12 protein-coding genes and 1 pseudogene are annotated in these 14,119 nt (G+C 60.9%); 2 read left to right on the top strand and 11 right to left on the bottom strand.

The genetic code is table 11. The annotated features are described in order from the left end of the window. Positions 1–27 precede the first annotated feature (27 nt). The 5 genes from JG739_RS06305 to JG739_RS06290 all read right to left on the bottom strand — a co-directional run bounded on the left by JG739_RS06305 (position 28) and on the right by JG739_RS06290 (position 6,309). The gene (locus JG739_RS06305) at positions 28–3,639 is read right to left on the bottom strand and encodes a discoidin domain-containing protein (protein ID WP_202365720.1); all 3,612 of its coding nucleotides are present in this window, start codon (positions 3,637–3,639) and stop codon (positions 28–30) included. A gap of 151 nt (positions 3,640–3,790) precedes the next feature. After that, a complete protein-coding gene (locus tag JG739_RS06300; protein ID WP_202365719.1) occupies positions 3,791–5,488 on the bottom strand; it encodes a calcium-binding protein in 1,698 nt (565 codons plus the stop codon). Further along, a complete protein-coding gene (locus JG739_RS36330) occupies positions 5,448–5,987 on the bottom strand; it encodes a hypothetical protein (protein WP_446720560.1) in 540 nt (179 codons plus the stop codon). Before JG739_RS36330 ends, JG739_RS06300 begins: the two co-directional genes overlap by 41 nt. After that, the gene (locus tag JG739_RS36325) at positions 5,933–6,193 is read right to left on the bottom strand and encodes a hypothetical protein (RefSeq protein ID WP_446720559.1); all 261 of its coding nucleotides are present in this window, start codon (positions 6,191–6,193) and stop codon (positions 5,933–5,935) included. Before JG739_RS36325 ends, JG739_RS36330 begins: the two co-directional genes overlap by 55 nt. Further along, a complete protein-coding gene (locus JG739_RS06290) occupies positions 6,136–6,309 on the bottom strand; it encodes a hypothetical protein (RefSeq protein ID WP_202365718.1) in 174 nt (57 codons plus the stop codon). The genes JG739_RS36325 and JG739_RS06290 overlap by 58 nt, the downstream gene beginning before the upstream one ends. Before the next feature lie 247 nt (positions 6,310–6,556). On the opposite strand from JG739_RS06290, the gene JG739_RS06285 reads away from it, so the two are divergent. Together JG739_RS06285 and JG739_RS06280 are read left to right on the top strand one after the other, a co-directional pair. Continuing rightward, positions 6,557–6,727 (top strand): hypothetical protein, encoded by a 171-nt coding sequence (locus tag JG739_RS06285; protein ID WP_202365717.1) that lies wholly within the window; start codon positions 6,557–6,559, stop codon positions 6,725–6,727. A 207-nt stretch (positions 6,728–6,934) separates the two neighbouring features. Beyond that, positions 6,935–8,110, top strand: coding sequence for a helix-turn-helix transcriptional regulator (locus JG739_RS06280; protein ID WP_244749723.1), 1,176 nt, complete (start codon positions 6,935–6,937; stop codon positions 8,108–8,110). Between the two features lie 53 nt (positions 8,111–8,163). Here JG739_RS06280 and JG739_RS06275 read toward each other — a convergent pair. The 6 genes and pseudogenes from JG739_RS06275 to JG739_RS06250 all read right to left on the bottom strand — a co-directional run bounded on the left by JG739_RS06275 (position 8,164) and on the right by JG739_RS06250 (position 13,989). Then, positions 8,164–9,194 (bottom strand): annotated as a pseudogene (locus JG739_RS06275) (ABC transporter ATP-binding protein). A gap of 44 nt (positions 9,195–9,238) precedes the next feature. Next, positions 9,239–10,060, bottom strand: a complete 822-nt coding sequence (locus JG739_RS06270; RefSeq protein WP_023797160.1) for a carbohydrate ABC transporter permease — start codon at positions 10,058–10,060, stop codon at positions 9,239–9,241. Continuing rightward, the gene (locus tag JG739_RS06265; RefSeq protein ID WP_202365716.1) at positions 10,061–11,020 is read right to left on the bottom strand and encodes a carbohydrate ABC transporter permease; all 960 of its coding nucleotides are present in this window, start codon (positions 11,018–11,020) and stop codon (positions 10,061–10,063) included. After that, positions 11,020–12,357 carry an ABC transporter substrate-binding protein gene (locus JG739_RS06260; protein WP_202365715.1) on the bottom strand — a complete coding sequence of 446 codons (1,338 nt, stop codon included), beginning with the start codon at positions 12,355–12,357 and terminating at the stop codon, positions 11,020–11,022. Before JG739_RS06260 ends, JG739_RS06265 begins: the two co-directional genes overlap by 1 nt. 63 nt (positions 12,358–12,420) lie before the next feature. Beyond that, on the bottom strand, positions 12,421–13,080 hold the full coding sequence (locus JG739_RS06255) for a GntR family transcriptional regulator (RefSeq protein ID WP_202365714.1): 660 nt from the start codon (positions 13,078–13,080) through the stop codon (positions 12,421–12,423). 24 nt (positions 13,081–13,104) lie between these two features. Beyond that, a complete protein-coding gene (locus JG739_RS06250; protein ID WP_202365713.1) occupies positions 13,105–13,989 on the bottom strand; it encodes a dihydrodipicolinate synthase family protein in 885 nt (294 codons plus the stop codon). Positions 13,990–14,119: the final 130 nt, after the last annotated feature.

Here is a 14,119-nt window from a genome sequence, read left to right as displayed (position 1 = left end):
TGCTTCCTGCCGACGCTTTCGGGATGGTCAGGCGGTGAGCACCAGGTCGTCCGGGGCTGCGGTTGCGTCCGGCTCGGAGGGGTCGGACTCGAAACCGAAAACGTCGAGCTCGGCGACCTGCAGGTACTGGCCGGCGGTGCCGTCGATATAGACGGAGGCTGCTGTGACCGCCTGGTCGAGGGAAAGGTTGAACACCTCGCCGTTGGTGGCGCCGCTGATCGGATCGAATGTGTGCACGACATTGCCCAGCGCGTCGCGCAGTTGCACCACCGCTCCGTCGAGCCGCTGCCCCGCAGCATTGCGGTTGGTCAGGCTGAGCGAGGTGATGTCGAAATTGCCGCCGAGATCGAGCTTGATCCATTCGTCGGCGCCGTTCTGGGTGACAACGGAGCTGCCGGTGTTGTCGTCGAGCAGCTTCGACCCGCCATAGGCGCTGCCGTAGAGCGAGCTGGTCGTCACGCTCATCTGCGATCCGAACGCATCCGTCACGTTGGCCGGGCCCGGGACTGCGGACTCGAAACCGAAAACGTCGAGCTCGGCGACCTGCAGGTACTGGCCGGCGGTGCCGTCGATATAGACGGAGGCTGCTGTGACCGCCTGGTCGAGGGAAAGGTTGAACACCTCGCCGTTGGTGGCGCCGCTGATCGGATCGAATGTGTGCACGACATTGCCCAGCGCGTCGCGCAGTTGCACCACCGCTCCGTCGAGCCGCTGCCCCGCAGCATTGCGGTTGGTCAGGCTGAGCGAGGTGATGTCGAAATTGCCGCCGAGATCGAGCTTGATCCATTCGTCGGCGCCGTTCTGGGTGACAACGGAGCTGCCGGTGTTGTCGTCGAGCAGCTTCGACCCGCCATAGGCGCTGCCGTAGAGCGAGCTGGTCGTCACGCTCATCTGCGATCCGAACGCATCCGTCACGTTGGCCGGGCCCGGGACTGCGGACTCGAAACCGAAAACGTCGAGCTCGGCGACCTGCAGGTACTGGCCGGCGGTGCCGTCGATATAGACGGAGGCTGCTGTGACCGCCTGGTCGAGGGAAAGGTTGAACACCTCGCCGTTGGTGGCGCCGCTGATCGGATCGAATGTGTGCACGACATTGCCCAGCGCGTCGCGCAGTTGCACCACCGCTCCGTCGAGCCGCTGCCCCGCAGCATTGCGGTTGGTCAGGCTGAGCGAGGTGATGTCGAAATTGCCGCCGAGATCGAGCTTGATCCATTCGTCGGCGCCGTTCTGGGTGACAACGGAGCTGCCGGTGTTGTCGTCGAGCAGATTCGACCCGCCATAGGCGCTGCCGTAGAGCGAGCTGGTCGTCACGCTCATCTGCGATCCGAACACGTCCGTCACGTTGGCCGGGCCCGGGACTGCGGACTCGAAACCGAAAACGTCGAGCTCGGCGACCTGCAGGTACTGGCCGGCGGTGCCGTCGATATAGACGGAGGCTGCTGTGACCGCCTGGTCGAGGGAAAGGTTGAACACCTCGCCATTGGTGGCGCCGCTGATCGGATCGAATGTGTGCACGACATTACCCAGCGCGTCGCGCAGCTGCACCACCGCCCCGTCGAGCCGCTGCCCCGCAGCATTGCGGTTGGTCAGGCTGAGCGAGGTGATGTCGAAATTGCCGCCGAGATCGAGCTTGATCCATTCGTCGGCGCCGTTCTGGGTGACAACGGAGCTGCCGGTGTTGTCGTCGAGCAGCTTCGACCCGCCATAGGCGCTGCCGTAGAGCGAGCTGGTCGTCACGCTCATCTGCGATCCGAACACGTCGGTCAGATTGGGCGCTGTTTCGGCCACATCGGTCACCGTGATGGCGGCCGCCTGGCCGGTGCTCAGCGTGCCGTCGGAGGCGGTGACGGTGATGTCGTAGACATTGTTGGCGCCTTGATCGAGCGGGTTCTCGAAGTCCGGCGCGTTCTGGAAGGTGACCACGCCGGTCGAGGCGTCGATGTCGAACAAGCCGGCGTCAGTGCCGGAAAGCATGTAGGTCAGCGCCCCGAGATTGTCGGCGTCGCCGGCATTGGCGTCGTAGACGGTGCTGGTGGCGTTCTCGGCGAAGGTTGCCGTCGTTCCGGAAGTGAATGCTGGCGCGGTGTCGTTTGCGTTTGTCACCGTCACCAAAAGCGTCTGGGTGTCGAAACCACCGTTTCCGTCGGCGACCTGGACTTGGACCTCATAGTCGTTGTTGCCATCAGCATCGGCCGGCGTTTCAAAATCAGGTGCCGAAATGAAGGCGAGCGCGCCTGTGGCAGCGTCGATCGTGAACAGATCTTCGTCGGCCCCGCCAAGTTTCGAGTAAGCCAGGGTGTCCCCTGCATTCGGGTCGCTGGCAGCGACTGTAGTCACCGCCGTCGTGTTCTCGGCGATCGACACTGCTGCCGTGTCACCGCCGCCGTCGGAGGATATTACGGGAGGATCCGAGGGGAGCAATTCCTCAACGGTGTACGTTCCGTCTGCAAACTGCACAAATTCGACCCCGAGAAGCGAATCCGTTCCGTCTGGGGAGCCATCTCGGCCATCTCGGATCACGACCGTTCCGTCGACCAGCCCAGCCACCGCGTAATCCGCACGCTGTCCTGATAAAGAGACGGTCTCCTCACCATCACCCCCGAACAGAAGATCATCCCCGGCACCCAGCACTGCTACAGTTTGGCCAACAGCGGGATCGACCAGTCCCCCCGTTGAAAGACCGGACACGACCTTGCTGATGACGATGTCATCCCCCGTGCCAGCCCTGATCGTCTTATCGCCAGTCCCATAGACGATGACATCGCCTTGAGCCGACCCAAGTACATCGAAATCACCGTCTCCCGCATCAGCGTAGTCGAAAGTTGGATCGACTAGAAACTCGGCTGAGCCCGTCCCTGGGGTTTGAACACTGGTGGGCGTTCCGTCCAAGTGCACCACGGGACCGTCAAGTTCGACAGACGCGGCAGCCACTGCAAGAGCATTCGGCTCAACCGGATCCTCGGCATCGAGTAGCCACCGCGGGAAAACAAGCGTCTCCACTCGGTCGAGAATCGCTGTTTTGTCGCCAGAGTAGCTCACCGTGAATGTATCGGCATCATCGGCTGCGATCTGGTAGTCGGACCGGGAGCCCTCCATCACCACCTTATCGGCATCCAGCCCGCCGTCGATCACTCGCTCACTCGCACCACGGCCCTTCATGTCGATGACATCACTTCCGTTTCCGGCAAGCACGAACTCGTCAAGGCGCGAGGCTACGAGCTTGTCGGCTCCCTCACGGCCCAGAACGATGTCATACCTGAACGAGACATCACCTGCCCCGCGTAGCTCTTCCGCCAGCAAGCTGTCATAGAACAACCCGCCCTCGTCATATGCTTCTGCAACAAGCTGTCCCGTGGACAGCACATAGGTATCCATCGAGTGGGGTTTGATAATATCGAACTGCTCCAAGACCACGTCAGCGAAGCTGTACTGCGCGATAGGGCTCTTGATCGCGACATGTCCCCCAACCGTGTTCCCGGGTAGGAAGGGGGCGATAATGGCCGGATCGTTCACATGGCCGAAGTTTGCGATCTGCTTGTTGGCAGGCGCCACCTCAGCCCCAATGGACCCGAAGGTGAAGCCCTGCACATCAGCTAAGCCTGAACCCTGCAGGTCCTCATTGATCAGGTGCTGAACCATGGCGCCGCCCAAGCTATGTCCCGTCACCAATACCTGCTGGACTCCATTCTCTGAATCGGCGAGGTAGCTCTTCAATGCGTCGACGAGCGGTTTGAATTGTCCATAGTGATCTGCCGGGTGTTGCCAGTCCTGCGCCTCAAGTGGCAGCTCGTCAGTACCTCGGAAAGCCACCTGCAGCGTGCGTACGCCACCTACAATTCCGGTCAGGACGAGCGCAACCGCATGTACGTCCGATGTTGTGTGCGCATCGAAGATGCCCGCTCTCGAATCGGTAAGGAAGGCCAGCGTAGTTCGAGGGCATCATCCCGAGTTCGAGAGCTGAGACGGCGTGCCAGCCTCGGCTTTCGGCAGCAGAGGCTCCCGCGTAAGCCTCGTTTGCAAGACTCGCCATCTCGAACACGAGGTTCCCTCGTGACAGGGTCACTGCGTTATCAACGGGCCGCTCGAACCGGGCGCGCTCGATCTCCATCGTCACGAGCGAGATGCCAGGGAATCCGCTGCTGTTATTTGGGTCTGTTGTGATGGTGGTGGCCGTTGCAGACCAATCGGGTCCGAAGCTGACGCCAAACTTATAATCATCGGCAGAGCCAGGCAGCTTGATGAGATCAGCCTTGCTCGCGTCGTCACCGGCGTTCGGATTGGGGCCGCCATCGAGTGTTTGCGCCGTGCTATTGGCATGATTTCCGAAACCCCGAAGCATGTAGTCGAAGGTATCGGTGCCCTCGCCGCCGAATAGGGTGTCGTTCCCAGGAGAGCCTATGATGATATCGTCCCCATCGAACCCGCTGAGCATATTGTCCTGGTCATCGCCGGCAATAATGTCGTTGCCCAAACCCCCGATTGCGTTTTCAATATTCGAGAGAGTCTGGTGCCCTCTGGAGAAGTCCGCCGTACCAGCATCGAGATCGATCGCGATTGCGTAGGGCGTGTCGAAAAATTGAACTGTGTCGTTGTCCCCTCCGCCGTCCAGGATATCGTCACCTCCTCCCCCATCGAGCGTATCGTTGCCCGCGCCGCCCTGGATGCGATCATTCCCATCTCGACCGAATACAAGATCATCCCCGGTGCCGCCGTTGAATGCTGTCTCCGAATTCCAAGCAAGATTTGGGGTAAGTTGTTGATGGAGGAGGTCAGGGAGAACGACGATGTCATTTCCGTCGAGCGCATCATTAATGTTTTCAGCCGTAAGGTGTTCTATGGCGTCAAGTTGACCTTCGGTTAGGCTATTAAACTCGACCACATCTGCGAATGGACTAAAGAAGATTTGCTCAAGCATTAATTCATGATTCCGTGTTTCTGATGTACCACCGTCTACTGTCTTAGCGTATTCAACTTGACCGCTTTCCAGCACTATTTTGCTAATTGTCGTTACGGCGGGCTCGTAAGTTTCGGTTTCATATAGAAGCCGACCATCTGCGAAGCGGAACGTCACCACGTTGTTCGCGACCTGGGTAAGTTCGTTGTCGACAACGTCGAAAAGAAAAAGTTCGGCTAGGGTTGAACCGTAAAAAGTACTGCTTCCCACGATTGGAATTCCGTCGAATGTATACCAAGACTTTGGGTCTTCAATGAAACTGTGAGTGTGCTCCACCCGTTGAGGTGGAAATGAATATATCGCTAAAGTGCCTGTTGCGGCCGAAAACTCGTAGGTTATATCATACCCGCTGAACACAGCTGTTCTCTGCCCGTCCCCCTTAGTGAGATATATGGTTTGGGGTGCACCAAAGTACACAGTCAGCTCGCCCGCGAGAGAGGTTCCAGACCACACTCCGCCTGAAAATGCGGTTGGATCGAACTCAAATTCAAGCTTAAGATCGGGGTACAAATACTCTGTGCGTGTCTCGATCATTTGAGGTCACTCCTGTATTTTGTGCGCTCAAAGAAGTTGTCCACCGGAACGAACTTTGAGCGGCGCTGTCGTTTGGCATCGCCCACTTGCAACTTGGCTGGAAGCAAATTGAGGAACGCCTGTCTTTCTGTGTGGCGCGGTTCAACCGGATTCGCTCTGGCCCAGGCACGACGAACAGCCATCCGAAGGCGTGCAGCCCCGCCGATCTTTCCATCCCCCTAAAGTGATTGGTGTTGATGCCGCCCAAGATCGTATCGTCAAACCATGTGCCGATGGCCCTGTCGGAGTTGCCGTAGGTGTCGATCGCGGTGTCCGGAGGCAGTCCCTCCTGAGGGGCATCGCCCAGAAGGTTCACTCGAACGCCGTTCGGCCCGCCCTCTGACCGGTAGTCGACGGTGTCAAGGCCTGATCCGCTGTCCAGCGCGTCGTATCCGGCCCCGCCGCTCAGCATGTCGTTGCCCTCGCCGCTGTCGAGATAGTTATCGCCATCACAGCCGATGAGAACGTCCCCGCCACGCGCCTGACCGCCGTCGGTCCCGGTGTCGAGTGTGTCGCTGCCCGCCTCACCGGAGACATAGTCGTAGCGCCTCCACTCAGCGTGTCGTCGTTGTCTCCGGCATAGAGCGTCTCATTGCCGTCTCCGTCAGTCAGCATGTCGCTGCCGCCAAGGCCAAGGATGGTGTCGTCGCCGCCATCGCCGTTGATCTCGTCGTCGCCGATCTCGAGTGCAGGGTCCCCGCTTCGGGTCCGCCAGAGAGGAAATCGTCGTCCGCCGTGCCATTGATGACGTCGTTGCCGTTCGTTCCAAACTTGTCGGCCATTTCATCCTCCCAACGACCTCAGCGGTCGGCTTGTACATTCGGGGTCATGCATGGCGCGGCGGAAGTCGACTCCACGCTGCTAGGTGAAGCCCCGAGTTCCCTTTCCGGCTGACGGAATCTTCCCGGCCTTGGCGGTCGGGCCCCTTGTTTTTGCCCCAGCGTTTCTTCGCTCACGGCACTTTTCAGGAGACTGGCACGGCGCGAAACTCCCATTTGAGTAAGTTTCGGCACTCGATCAGACATGATCTTGGAAAACGACATCGCCCGCCCGCCAGAAACGCTTGGAAAGGCGGCGAAATTCAACAAAGGGAATCGGCAAACTCATTCGAAAGGTCGCGCGCATACCCCTTTTGGCGATCCATACATAACATGGCTGAACGGACAGTTGAACGGAATGAACAAAACACTGCTATTCTGACGGACACCATCTAAAAATAACAACTTCTAAATACATACAAAGATAGATTTTCGACAAACCTCGTAATTTTTCTTCAATCATCCGCTGAACTGCTGAAGGTTAAACTTGGCCACTAGTCGTCATAGGGGGCAGTTCTCCGAACAGGTGGTTCCAGTTCCGAGTTCAATGTTTGCGATGTTGATACATTGGCAAGACTTCTAGGTCACCGTGGCATCAAAATCGAGGGCGGCCCGACTCGCTATTCAAGATTCAGTATGTTTAGATTGGTACCTTGCTAAGGGGTTAGCGGTGGGCACTGCTTTCGATTTTGACGCGATCGGTGCTGCCTTTGTCGAGGCAGCCCTCGATCCATCACGCTGGGATTCCGCGATGGAGGTGGCAGAAAAGGCCACCGGGAGCGCCGGAGCGCTGCTCTTCGACATAAAAGGGCACCTGCCACTCGTGCCTTGCAGCCGCACCATGGCCCCTTCTCTAGAGACCTACGTCCGCGACGGCTGGATAAACCGCGACGAGCGGTATCGCCTCGTCAATTTCCTCGATCGGAAAGGCGTCGCCTCGGAGTTCGACCTCCTGACGTCAGACGATATCGCCAAGCATCCATACTACCAGGAATTCCTCGCGCCTTTCGGCCTGCGATGGTGCGCGCTCGTCAAGATCGCTGCAGGAGACGACTTCTGGTCCCTGTCGCTGCAGCGGTCGATCCAACAGGGTCCGTTCACGCCAGACGAAATGAGACAACTGGCGGAACTTGCGAAACAGCTGGGCGCTGTGGCCGCAGTTGCGCGGGCAATCGGTTTCGGGAGGGCCGACGCGGCACTGGATGCGTTTAGCGCCACCGAAACGCCCGCCGTCATGTTGGACAGGAGTGGCAATGTACTCCGGTCCAATGCTCCGGCGGAAAGGCTTCTGGGGCGAGGCCTGCAGATTACGCGCCGGCGTTTGGTTTCCTTTGACCGAACCGCGACCGATGCTCTCGACCGGTCGCTGAAAGCGCTGCTGTGTTCGCCGGACACGGCCGCAACGATGCCGCCCGTGCCGCTGCCCAGACTGCAAGGGCGGCCGCTCCTCGCCTATCCGTTGCGACTTCCGAAAGTCTGCTACAACGCGCTGGCGCCATGCCAGGCAATCATCATCCTCATTGATCCTGACGCGAGACCTCGTCCTCCTGAAGCGGTGCTGCAGTCCTGTTTCAGGCTGACAGCGTCCGAAGCCAGGCTGGCGAGAACGATTTGCTCGGGACACGGCGTTGAAGCGGCGGCCGACGAACTCAGTATTTCCTATGAGACTGCGCGCAACCAGCTGAAATCCGTCTTCGCAAAGACGCAGACGCATCGGCAGCCGGAGCTGGTCGCGCTTCTCACAAGGCTCTCGAACGGCCGATAGTTCGCGCGAATATCGTCTTCACGTGAGCCAACCCCGCCGCGCAGGCCACACCATCACATACGCCGACCGGTTTTCGCGTCGAACAGGTGGGCGCAGGCGCGATCGACCTCGATCCGTATCTGCGCGCCCTGCTTGAGCGGCAGCCGCTCGCGAAACAGGCAGGCAATTTCCTCGCCGGCGCAGTCGACCTTGGCGAAGATTTCCGAACCCGTGGCTTCCAGAAGCGTGACCGTGCCCGGCATGCCCTGGGCAGTCGCGCGGATGTGCTCGGGGCGGATGCCGTAGACAAGTTCGCGTCCTGCAGCGTCGGTCGGGCGGGCGCCTACCGGCAGCGGCAGGATCAGCCCGCCGGCGCTGCGGAACACGCCTTCGCGGGCGAGCCGATAAAGCCGGCAACGAAGAGATTGGCCGGCTGGTCGTAGAGGTCGAGCGGCGCGCCGATCTGCTCGACCAGGCCGTCATGCAGCACGACGATCTTGTCGGCCATGGTCATGGCTTCGATCTGGTCATGCGTGACGTAGATCGTGGTGGTGCCGAGCCGCTGGTGCAGCGCCTTGATCTCGCCGCGCATCTGGACGCGCAGCTTGGCGTCGAGATTGGAGAGCGGCTCGTCGAACAGGAAGACCTGCGGGTCGCGCACGATGGCGCGGCCCATGGCGACGCGCTGGCGCTGGCCGCCGGAGAGCTGACGCGGATAGCGCTCAAGCAGCTTTTCAAGGCCGAGGATGCTGGCGGCATTCCTGACGCGGCCAGCGGTATCGGCGGGATCGGCTTTCTTGATCTTGAGCGCAAAGCCCATATTGTCGGCCACCGTCATATGCGGATAGAGCGCATAGTTCTGGAACACCATGGCGATGTTGCGGTCCCGCGCCCGCAGATTGTTGACCATGCGCTCGCCGATGGTGATCTTGCCGCCCGAGATCGTTTCAAGTCCGGCGATCATGCGCAGCAGCGTCGACTTTCCGCATCCCGACGGGCCGACCAGGATGACGAACTCGCCGTCGGCGATGTCGACGCTGACGTCGTGAATGATCTTGGTGGCTCCGAAAGCCTTCTGCACGTTGTTGATGGTTACCGATGCCATTGGATTTCTCCAGGAGAAGAGTGATGTCGAGCTGGGATGCGGCTTCAGCCGCCCTTGACCGCGCCGGCGGTCAGCCCGGCGACGATCTGCTTTTGCGCGAACATGGTCAGAACCAGCACCGGCAGCGTCACCACCAGTGCGGCGGCGGCGAGCGGGCCCCAGCTCACCTGCTCATAGGAGAGCATGTTGTAGACGGCGACCGGCAGCGTGCGCGTCTCGCGGCTGGCGAGCACCACGCCGAAGACGAAATTGTTCCACGAAAAGATGACCGACAGGATGAAGGCGACAACGATGCCCGGCTTGGCGATGGGCAGGGCAACCAGCCGGAACACCTGCCAGGAGCTGGCGCCGTCGATATTGGCCGCCTCTTCCAGTTCCATCGGCGTGGTCTCGAAATAGCCGATCATCACCCAGACCACGATCGGCACCGTCACCACCAGGTGGATGATGATCTGCGGCCAGAGCGTGCCGAGGATGCCGATCCATTGGAACAGCAGAAACAGCGGGATGAGATACGATAGCCCCGGCGTCATACGGGCGATCATGATGACGACCGCCGATTTTTCGGCCTTGAGCCGCGCTATGCCATAGCCGGCCGGTACGCCGATCAGCAGCGCCAGCAGTGTCGCCGTGCCGGTCACCAGAACCGAATTCCAGAGATAGAGCAGGAAATTGTTCTCCTCGAACACTTTTACATAGTTCGACCAGGCAAAGCGTTCGGGGATCAGGATCGGCGGATAGGCGCCGTTGTCGATTTCGAACTTCAGCGACAGCGAGATCATCCAGAGAAAGAACAGAATCGCCGGCGAGACGATGACCAGAGCCGCGAAAAACAGGCCGATCTGGTTGAGCAACCGTGAGCTCATCTATTTGCCCTCCGCGTCGTTCCACTGCGAGCGCTGGCGCAGCATCAGGAGAATGAAGGACAGCGCCACGATGACGATGAAGAACACCACGGCCATGGCCGAGCCATAGCCGATGTCGTAATAGGAGAAGGCGGTGTTGTAGAGATAGATGTTGATGGTTTCGGACGCCGTGCCCGGCCCGCCCTGGGTCATCGCATAGATGATGTCGAAGCTCTTCAGCGCATCGATGGTGCGGATGATCAGCGCAATCATCAGGAACGGCGCGATCATCGGCAAAGTGAGGTAGCGGAATTGCTGCCAGGCGTTGGCGCCGTCGATCTCGGCGCTCTCGAACGGCTCGCGCGGCACCGAGGCCAGCCCGCCCAGCACGATCAGCATCACCAGTGGCGTCCACTGCCAGGTTTCGACCGCAACCAGCGAAGGGATGACCGTGTTGGCGTTGAATATCCATTCCTGCGCCGGGATGCCGACCAGCGATAGAAGGTAGTTGAGCACGCCGAGCTGGGGATGGAACATCATCGTCCAGACCAGCGCCACGGCAACGGGCGTTGCCATCATCGGCATGACGAAGACGCCGCGCAGCAGGCCGCGCAGCGGAAACCTGGCGTCGAAGATCAGGGCGGCGACAGTGCCCAACAACATCGGCGCTGCCACCGACAGCGAGGTGTAGGTCAACGTATGAACAAGCGATTCCCAGAATCGCGGGTCGCTGGCCAGACGGAGATAGTTTTCCATCCCGGCAAAGCTCCGCGACTGGCCGAGCGTCCAGCGGTTGACGCTCATCCAGAGCGTGAAAGCCCAGGGAAAGACGATCACGGCGCTAACGACGACGAGCGCCGGAACGACGAAGGGCCAGTAGTTGGGAGCCAGCCGGATCGTCTGGCTCCCTTCGATGGCTTGCGTCGTCACCCCGGTGCGATCTGTCGTCGCCCCGGTGCGTTCTGGGGCGATGGCGGACATCAGCCCTGCTCGCTCCTGTCGAGAACCGGCTGGAACTGCGCGGTGGCCTTCTTCAGCTCTTCGGCAGGATCGGCGCCGGCAATCATGTTGGTCAGCGCCACGCCATAAATGTCGCGGAACTCGGTGACCGGGATGATCACCGGCAGCGCCAGCCTGCTGATATTGCCGGACTGAACCACGGCATCGAGCCAGCTTGCCGGCATGGTGACGCCTTCGCGCACCTTGGGATCTTCCAGCACCGACTTGCGGAACGGCACGCCGGCGCCGGCCTGGAGCAGGCGCGCGCCCATCGCCGGGGAAACCCCCCACTGACAGAAGAGATAGGCAGCTTCCTTCTTTTCACTGGAGGCGGTCACGCCGAGGCCGTCGCCAAACGTCCCGGAGGCATGCGCCTTGGGCCCCTTGGGCATCACGCCATAGCCGACCTTGCCGACCACGCGCGACTTTTCAGGGTTTTCCATCGGCGGGGCAAAACCGACGCCATCGAACCACATGCCGATCTTGCCCTGCAGGAAGGCGGACTGCGCTTCAGCCCAATTGAAGCCGGTGACGCCCGGAGGGGCGGACTTGGTCATCAGCCTCTGGTAGAGGGCAGCGGCCTCGATCGCCTCGGGCGTTTCGGTGCGCAGCTTTCCCTTGTCGTCGAGCGGCGTCATGTCGTAGCCGAGCATCAGCGACGTCCACACCGGCGTGTTGGCATTCTTGAGGCCGCGGGCGACGAAACCGAACGTGTTGGTCGATGGATCGGTCAACGCTTCGGCGGCGGCCACCAGCTGGTCGAACGATTCAGGATATTTGAGGCCCTTGGCCTCGAACAGCTCCTTGTTCCAGTAGACGATCCAGTAGTCCACCGAGAAGGGCAGCGAACGCAGCACGCCCTGGTTGTCCTTGGCGAAAAGCATGCCGGCCTCGGCGAAATCGCTTTCGACCAGCCCGGGATCGGTCAGGGTCGGATCGGCGAGATAGCTGGCGATGTCGGCCAGCCAGCCACCCTTTTCGAACTGGCGCTTCTGCACGTGGTAGCTCAGATGCACGACATCGAAGCTCGGCCTGCCGGAGCTCAGCTCGATCACCGTCTTCTGCCGCTGCTGCTGTTCCGGCGTCGCCTCGGCATTGACCTTGATGCCGGTCAGTTCCTCGAATTCGGCGATGTATTTCAGGATGGTGTCGCTGCGCGGGCTTTTCACCAGATTGACGTCGAGCGTGGTGCCGGCAAAGCGTTTCCAGTCGACGCTGGCGGAAAAGCTCGGGCGAAGGCCGGCCAGGCCCGCGGCTGCGAGCGCCGTGGTTCCTGCAAGGACTTGCCTTCTCGTTGGCTTGAACGGATTGGACGACATTTCTTCCTCCCTTGGGTTGCTGTCGTTGTGGATAGCGTCGCGGCAGCCGCGAACCATACGTCCTCAGATCTGGAGCGCCAACCGGCGCGCATTGTCGATATGCCGGCTGATCGCCTCGACCGCCTTTTGCGGATCGCGGCTCTCGAGCGCTTCGATCACCGTCAGGTGCTCCTGCATCACCGGCACGACGCGCCCGTCGATGCGGAAACGCTCCTGGTGGATCAGCCTGATCTTTACCGAATTGACCAGATACGCCTTGGCGATGATCTCGTTGCCCAGCGCATCGATGAAGGTGTCGTGCATGGCCCAATCGATGTTCTGGGCCTTGGCTTCCATTTCCGGCGTCGGCGCCTGCGACAAGGCTTGAGCCAGCATGTCCTCATGCTCGCGCCGCAGGCGGGCGAGTACGGCGTCGGAGGCGTTGACGGTGAACAGCGCCACGGCCTCGCGCTCCATGAACAGGCGAAACTGGAAGGCCTCGCGGATCAGGTTGATGTCGATATGGGCGATCTGCATGCCGCGTTGCGGGATGGTCGTCAAAAGCCCCTCCGCCTCGAGACGCGGCACGATCTCACGGATGGCGCCAAGCGGCAGCCCGGTAAAGGCAACCAGTTCGCGCTGCGACACGAACTGTCCCGGCCGCAGATCGCGGGCCAGCAAATGCCGCGTGAAGCTGGCATAAGCTCTTTCCCTGAGGGTTGCCGGTTCGCTGCTGTCGTCCATTTCAGCGCGCTTCCCCTTTGCCGTTCAGGCCGGCTCTGTCGCAAACAGCCTGTCATAGGCGGCAGCAAGCTGTTGCCGCCCCTGCGAACCGATCGGCTCCAGCGGCGGACGGACCGCCAGCCAGCGCTCGTCGCCGGTTTTGCGCGCCACCATGACCTTCACCGCCGGGATGACCGGATATCTAAGCAATTCGAGCACGAAGCTCTCGACACGGGCATCGTCGCGCCCATCCTCTGCCATGGCGCGGATTTCGCCGGTTACGAAATTGGCCATGCCGGAAATGGCGCCCTGCCCGCCCTGGCGCACGCTTCTGGCCAGGTGCCGCTCGTCGCCGATCAGGATCACCATGTCGCCATGGGCTCTTAACAGCGCCTCGCTGTAACTCCAGTCGCCACCCGAATCCTTGACACCGGCGACCACGCCGGGGAAGGCCGCACACAGCCGACCGATCAGGGTAAGCGGGAGCGGCACCATGGTGACAGAGGGGATGTTGTAGAGGAGGATGCCGCGAGCCAGCGGGCCGAGCGCGGCGAAGACGGCAGAAAACCATCCGAACAGCCCATCCTCGCCGACATTCTTGAAGTAGCTCGGCGGAGCCAGCAGGATGTTGCGGACGCCGCACTGCAAGGCATGCCGCGCCTGTTCGGCGGCGTCTTCTGCTGCATCGACCAGCACGCCGGCAACGAGCTGAAGTGCCGGAATGCCGGCGGCCAGCATGGCCTCGGTAATAATCCGCCGCTCTGCCGTGCCCACGGAAGCGCCTTCCCCGGTGGTGCCGAAGAGCGTGGCGCTGCTGCAGCCGGCGCCAAGGCAAGCCCGGGCCTGCGTGATCATGGGATGGATGGCGATTTGCCCGGACGCATCGAATGGCGTGGCGAGGGCAACCGAAAGACCAAAGCGCGAGGCCACTATTCTCTCCAGATGTCGGCGTGCACGCAGTACTACCACACTAACATGTTAGTTGTAAATTGCGGCGGGACCTTTTCGAAACGGCGTCGACATCGGACGAATGTATGAGGCGGATTTGGGCGGATGCCGT

This window comes from Mesorhizobium sp. L-2-11, assembly GCF_016756595.1.
GTDB lineage: Bacteria > Pseudomonadota > Alphaproteobacteria > Rhizobiales > Rhizobiaceae > Mesorhizobium.
Note: the sequence above shows the minus strand (reverse complement) of the source record. Positions and strands in the feature narration are given on the sequence as shown.